We start from the raw sequence: 6,453 nt of genomic DNA, 5'->3' as shown, positions 1-6,453 counted from the left end.
GTCGCCGCGCAGCACGCTGCCGGCGACGGTCTGCAGCAGCTCCGACTCGGCGGCCGCGCGGCGCGCGGCTCGGGTCTGGCGCGCCGCGCGGTCGACCACGACGCTGACCAGCAGCGCGATGGTCACGTACAGGATCAGCGCCAGCAGGTGCAGCGGGTTGCTGATCGTGATCGTGTAGTACGGCGCGATGAACAGGAAGTCCAGCGTGATCCCCGACAGCACGGCGGCGAACAGGGCGGGCCAGATGCCGCCGACCAGGGCGACGACCACGACCAGCAGCTGGTAGCTGAGCACGTCGGCCGTCATCAGCTCCTCGCTGCGCAGCGACACCAGCAGCCACGACAGCAGCGGGCCGCAGACCAGGGCCACGGCGAACCCGCCGAGCCGGCGTCGCAGGCTCAGCGCTCCCCCCGGGCGCGGGAGGGCGGACCCGCCGCCCGCGGCGGCGTGCGAGACGATGTGCACGTCGATGTCGCCGGACTCGCGGATCACGGTCGCGCCGATGCCCGGGCCGGTCAGCAGCGCCGCGAGGCGCCCCCGGCGGCTCACCCCGATCACGAGCTGGGTCGCGTTGACCGACCGCGCGAACTCGACCAGCGCACCGGGGATGTCCTCGCCGACCACCTGGTGGTAGCTGCCGCCGAGCTGTTCCACGAGGGCGCGCTGCTGCGCCAGCGACGCCGGGTCCCCCGCTCGCAGGCCGTCGGGGCTGATCACGCGCACCGCCAGCAGCTCACCCCCGGCGGAGCGGGCGGCGATGCGCGCACCGCGTCGGATGAGCGTCTCGCCCTCGGGCCCGCCGGTGAGGGTGACCACGACCCGCTCCCGCGCCTCCCAGGTGCTGTCGATGCCGTGCTGGTCACGGTAGTCCTTCAGCGCCTGGTCGACCTCGTCGGCGAGCCACAGCAGCGCGAGCTCGCGGAGGGCGGTGAGGTTGCCGAGCCGGAAGTAGTTCGACAGCGCGGCGTCGATGCGCTCCGCCGGGTAGACGAAGCCGGCGGCGAGCCGGTCGCGCAGCGCCTGCGGCGCGAGGTCGACGACCTCCACCTGGTCGGCGGCGCGCAGCACCTCGTCCGGGATCGTCTCGCGCTGCGGCGCGCCGGTGATCTTCTCGACGACGTCGTTGAGCGACTCGATGTGCTGGATGTTGACGGTCGAGATCACGTCGACGCCCGCGGCGAGCAGGTCGTCGACGTCCTGCCACCGCTTCTCGTGACGCGATCCGGGCGCGTTGGTGTGCGCGAGCTCGTCGACCAGGGCGACGTCCGGACGTCGGGCGAGCACGGCGTCCAGGTCCATCTCGGTGAGCTCGACCCCGCGATGCAGGACGACGCGCCGGGCCACGAGCGGCAGGCCCTCGGTCATGGCCGCCGTCGCCGCACGACCGTGGGTCTCGACCACCGCCACGACGACGTCTCGATGGTCGGCGAGCAGTCGCCTGCCCTCCTCGAGCATGGCGAAGGTCTTGCCGACGCCGGGCGCGGCGCCCAGCAGGACGCGCAGCCGTCCCGGTGCGCCCATGGCTCAGCCCTTCAGTTCGTCGAGTGCCAGGTTAAGCTCCAGCACGTTCACCGTGGGCTCGCCCAGATACCCCAGGTCGCGGCCGTCGGTGTGCGCGGCGACGAGGTCCTCGACCTCCGCGACGCTCAGTCCACGGGCCGCGGCGATCCGATCGACTTGGATCGCCGCGTACTCCGGGCTGATGTCCGGGTCGAGACCCGAGGCGGAGGAGGTCACCGCGTCGGCCGGGACATCCTCCACGCTGACCCCGTCGAACTCGGCGATCTCCTGCCTGAGCTGCTCGATGGCGGCGACGAGATCCTCGTTCTCCGGCCCGAGGTTCGTGCCGGACGAGCTCGCGCCGTCCCAGCCGTCGCCGGCCGCGGACGGCCGGGACTGGAAGTACTCCGGCAGCGGGTCGCCGTTCTCGTCGACGAAGCCCTGGCCGATCAGGGTCGAGCCGACCACCTCGCCGTCGGAGTCCGTCACGAGGGAGCCGTTCGCCTGGCCGGGGAAGACGAGCTGCCCGATGCCGGTGACGACCAGCGTGTAGCCGAGGCCGCACAACAGGGTGAAGACCGCCATCGCGCGCACCGCCACCCACAGGGTGCGGCCGGCAGAGCGGGTGGACGAGTTCATCGGTTCTCTCCTTGGTCCGGGTCGTGAGGCCCGGTTCAGAAGCCGGGGATGAGGCGCACGACGAGGTCGATGAGCCAGATGCCGACGAAGGGCGCGACGATGCCGCCCAGGCCGTAGACGAGCAGGTTGCGGCCGAGGATCTTCGACGCGTTCACCGGCCGGTACGACACGCCGCGCAGGGCGAGGGGGATGAGGATCACGATGACGATCGCGTTGAACACGATCGCCGACAGCACCGCGGACGCCGGGGAGTGCAGCTGCATGACGTTCAGCACGGCGAGCCCGGGGAACACGCCCATGAACATGGCGGGGATGATCGCGAAGTACTTCGCGACGTCGTTCGCGATCGAGAACGTCGTCAGCGCGCCGCGGGTGATGAGCAGCTGCTTGCCGATCCGCACGATGTCGATGAGCTTCGTCGGGTCGGAGTCGAGGTCGACCATGTTGCCGGCCTCCTTGGCCGCCGAGGTGCCCGAGTTCATCGCCACTCCGACATCCGCCTGCGCGAGCGCCGGGGCGTCGTTCGTGCCGTCGCCGGTCATCGCGACGAGGTTGCCGCCCGCCTGCTCCTTCCGGATCAGCGCCAGCTTGTCCTCCGGGGTGGCCTCGGCCAGGAAGTCGTCGACTCCGGCCTCTTTCGCGATGGCGGCGGCGGTGAGTGGATTGTCGCCGGTGATCATGACGGTGCGGATGCCCATCGCCCGCAGCTCGGCGAAGCGCTCGGTCAGGCCGTCCTTGACGACATCCTTCAGGTGGACGACGCCGAGGATCCGGCCGGTCGCGGTGCGTAACTCAGGCAGATCCGTCGTTCCGGGCAGCGGAACCGCTCCCCGAGTCGAATCTGCCTGAGTTATGCGCACCTGGACGGCGACGACCAGCGGCGTGCCGCCGCTCTGCGCGATCGCGTCGGTCTCCCGCGTGATCGCGTCGCGGACGGATGCCGGCACCTCGCCGTCCTCTGCGAGCCAGGCGAGCACGGCGGAGCCGGCGCCCTTGCGGATCTGCGTCCCGTCGGGGAGGTCGAGGCCGCTCATGCGGGTCTGCGCCGTGAACGGCACGACCGTCGCGCCGGCCGGCTCCTCGACTCGAAGACCGCGCTGCGCAGCCAACTCGACCACGGACACCCCCTCGGGGGTGGGGTCCGCGAGGGACGACAGGGCGGCCGTCCGGGCGAGCTCCTCGGCGTCCACGCCCGCCAGCGCGACGAAGGCCGACGCGCGGCGATTGCCGTAGGTGATCGTCCCGGTCTTGTCCAGCAGCAGCGTCGTGACGTCGCCGGCTGCCTCGACCGCCCGGCCCGACATCGCCAGCACGTTGCGCTGCACCAGGCGGTCCATGCCGGCGATGCCGATCGCCGACAGCAGGGCGCCGATCGTCGTCGGGATGAGGCAGACCACCAGGGCGACCAGCACGGTGACGCTGACCGGGCTCGCCGCGTAGGAGGCGACCGGGTTCAGGATCAGCGCGACGACGACGAAGACGATCGACAGCGACGCGAGCAGGATGTTCAGGGCGATCTCGTTCGGGGTCTTCTGCCGGGCGGCGCCCTCGACGAGCGCGATCATCCGGTCGACGAAGGTCTCGCCGGGCCGGGAGGTGATACGCACCACGATCCGGTCGGAGAGCACCCGGGTGCCGCCGGTGACCGCCGAGCGGTCGCCGCCGGACTCCCGGATGACGGGGGCGGACTCACCGGTGATCGCGGACTCGTCGACCGAGGCGATGCCCCACACGATGTCGCCGTCGCCGGGGACCAGCTCGCCCGCGGCGACCGCGACCACGTCGCCCAGCCGGAGGTCGGCGGAGGCGACCTCCGCGACCTCGGCGTGCTCGGCGCTCGGGTCGGCGGCGGCATCGTAACCGGCGATGCGGTGCGCTGCGGTGCTCGTCCGCGTCTTGCGCAGGGTGTCCGCCTGCGCCTTGCCGCGTCCTTCGGCGATCGCCTCGGCGGCGTTCGCGAACAGGACGGTGAGCCACAGCCAGGCCGCGATGGTCCACGTGAACGAGACCGGCACGGCGGTGCCGCCGGACGCCTCCGGCCCGCCGAGGAACGGCTCGGCGATCGCGAGGACGGTGATGAGCAGGGCGCCGACCCAGACGATGGACATGACCGGATTGCGCCACTGCTCGCGCGGGTCCAGCCGCCGGACGGCGCCGGGCAGCGCGGCCCGGACCTGCGCGAGGGAGATCCCGCCCCGGGGCCGGGAGGCGGAGCGCACCGGGGTGCGGGTGATGGTCGACATGATTCAGGCAAGCCCTTCCGCCAGGGGACCCAGCGCGAGAACGGGGAAATAGGTCAGCGCCGCCACCAGCACGACGGTGCCGATCAGCAGCGTCGTGAACAGCGGCCGGTGGGTGGGCAGGGTGCCGACGGTGGCCGGCACCCTGTCCTGCTGCGCGAGCGAGCCGGCAAGCGCCAGCACGAGCACGATCGGGACGAACCGACCCAGCAGCATGGTCACGCCCAGCGCGGTGTCCAGCCAGGGCGTCGCTGCGGCGAGGCCCGCGAAGGCGGAGCCGTTGTTGTTCGCCGCGGAGGTGAAGGCGTACAGCACCTCCGTGAAGCCGTGGACGCCCGGGTTCAAGATCGACGTGTTCTCCACGTCCTCGCGCACCCCCGGGATCGCGAGACTCAGCGCCGTGCCTGCGAGCACGAGCACCGGGGTGACCAGGAGGTAGAGGCTCGCGAGCTTGATCTCCCGCGCCCCGATCTTCTTGCCCAGGTATTCCGGGGTGCGACCGACCAGGAGCCCCGCGATGAACACGGCGATGACGGCCATGACCAGGATGCCGTAGAGCCCCGCGCCCACTCCTCCGGGCGCGATCTCGCCCAGCATCATGTTGATCAGCGTCATCATCCCGCCCAGGGCGGTGAACGAGTCGTGCATGGCGGTCACGGCACCGGTCGAGGTGATCGTGCTGGTCGTGTCGAACAGCGAGGTCAGCACGAGCCCGAACCGGCTCTCGGTGCCTTCGAGGGCCCCGCCGGCCAGTTCCGGCGCGGTGCCGCTGCCGGCCAGCTCGAAGGCGGTGAGCGCTGCCAACGACGCCACGAACAGCACGCTCATCGCGCCGAGGACGGCGTAGCCCTGGCGGGTGTCGCCCACCATCTTGCCGAAGGTGCGGGTCAGCGACACCGGGATGAGCAGCATGAGCAGGGTCTCGAACAGGCTCGTCCACGCGCTCGGGTTCTCGAAGGGGTGCGCCGAGTTCGCGTTGAAGAAGCCGCCGCCGTTGGTGCCGAGCTCTTTGATCGCCTCCTGCGAGGCGACCGGGCCGCCCGGCACGGTCGCGGTGGCGCCGGTGATCGTGGTGACCTCCTGGAACCCGTTGAAGTTCTGGATGACGCCGCCGGCCAGCAGCACGATCGCGGCGACGAAGGAGACCGGCAGCAGGATGCGCAGCACGCCGCGCACCAGGTCGACCCAGAAGTTGCCGATCGTGCCGGAGCGCCGGTAGGCGAGCCCGCGCACCAGCGCGATCGCCACCGCGATGCCGACAGCGGCGGAGACGAAGTTCTGCACCGCGAGCGCGAGGAGCTGCACCGTGTAGCCCAGGGTGGTCTCGGGCGAGTAGGACTGCCAGTTCGTGTTCGTCACGAACGAGATCGCCGTGTTGAAAGCCAGGTGCTCGCCGACCGCGCTCAGCCCGAGCGAGTACGGCAACCACTCCTGCAGCCGCTGGAACGCGTATACCAGCAGCACTCCGACGAACGAGAACATCAGCACGCCGCGGAGGTAGGCCGGCCACGTCTGCTCAGCTCTCGAGTCGACCCCGATCAGCCGGTACACGCCGCGCTCGATCCGCCAGTCCCTGCGGCTCGTGTAGACCCGGGCCATGTAGTCGCCCAGCGGACGGTACGCGACCGCGAGGAACAGGACGAGCGTCAGCAGGGCGAGGAGCGCGTACACCCACTCCATCAGAACTTCTCCGGCTTCAGCAGGGCGAACACGAGGTAGACGATCGCGGCCACGCCGAGCACGACGGCGACGGCGTCGAAGACGATCACGCGCGATCCTCCTCTCGCGTCGCGTCGGGCCTCGGCGGGGCGGCCGGAGCCAGCCGCTCCACCGCCTTGCCGATCAGTCCGACCAGCGCGAACAGGACGATGACGCCCAGGACATAGAGCACGTCGAGCATGAGACACCTCACTCGCACATCCGCGACCCGGGGACCGGGGCCGCACGTCCCGCGGACGCAGCTCCGATGAAACCCTCGCGCGCCGGCGCGCGCCGCCGTCCTCACGGAACGCATACGGGCATGCGCCGGATGCTGACGGCATCCGTGCGCCGGGGCCCCGACGGCGATTCCGAG

6 protein-coding genes are annotated in these 6,453 nt (G+C 71.3%); all 6 read right to left on the bottom strand.

What is annotated here, in order from left to right; genetic code table 11:
* On the bottom strand, positions 1-1,521 hold a 1,521-nt coding region (locus tag QM626_RS14700), incomplete at its 3' end, for a DUF4118 domain-containing protein (RefSeq protein WP_415077710.1).
* Between the two features lie 3 nt (positions 1,522-1,524).
* On the bottom strand, positions 1,525-2,139 hold the full coding sequence (gene kdpC / locus QM626_RS14695; RefSeq protein ID WP_415077709.1) for a K(+)-transporting ATPase subunit C: 615 nt from the start codon (positions 2,137-2,139) through the stop codon (positions 1,525-1,527).
* A 35-nt stretch (positions 2,140-2,174) separates the two neighbouring features.
* On the bottom strand, positions 2,175-4,382 hold the full coding sequence (gene kdpB, locus QM626_RS14690) for a potassium-transporting ATPase subunit KdpB (RefSeq protein ID WP_415077708.1): 2,208 nt from the start codon (positions 4,380-4,382) through the stop codon (positions 2,175-2,177).
* A gap of 3 nt (positions 4,383-4,385) precedes the next feature.
* Complete coding sequence (gene kdpA / locus QM626_RS14685; protein WP_415077707.1) at positions 4,386-6,059, bottom strand: potassium-transporting ATPase subunit KdpA; 1,674 nt, start codon at positions 6,057-6,059, stop codon at positions 4,386-4,388.
* Positions 6,059-6,148, bottom strand: coding sequence for a K(+)-transporting ATPase subunit F (gene kdpF / locus QM626_RS14680; RefSeq protein WP_415077706.1), 90 nt, complete (start codon positions 6,146-6,148; stop codon positions 6,059-6,061). Before kdpF ends, kdpA begins: the two co-directional genes overlap by 1 nt.
* Positions 6,145-6,279 (bottom strand): hypothetical protein, encoded by a 135-nt coding sequence (locus QM626_RS14675; protein ID WP_415077705.1) that lies wholly within the window; start codon positions 6,277-6,279, stop codon positions 6,145-6,147. Before QM626_RS14675 ends, kdpF begins: the two co-directional genes overlap by 4 nt.
* Positions 6,280-6,453 lie beyond the last annotated feature (174 nt).

The organism is Microbacterium sp. (assembly GCF_047606385.1).
Classification (GTDB): Bacteria; Actinomycetota; Actinomycetes; order Actinomycetales; family Microbacteriaceae; genus Microbacterium.
Note: the sequence above shows the minus strand (reverse complement) of the source record. Positions and strands in the feature narration are given on the sequence as shown.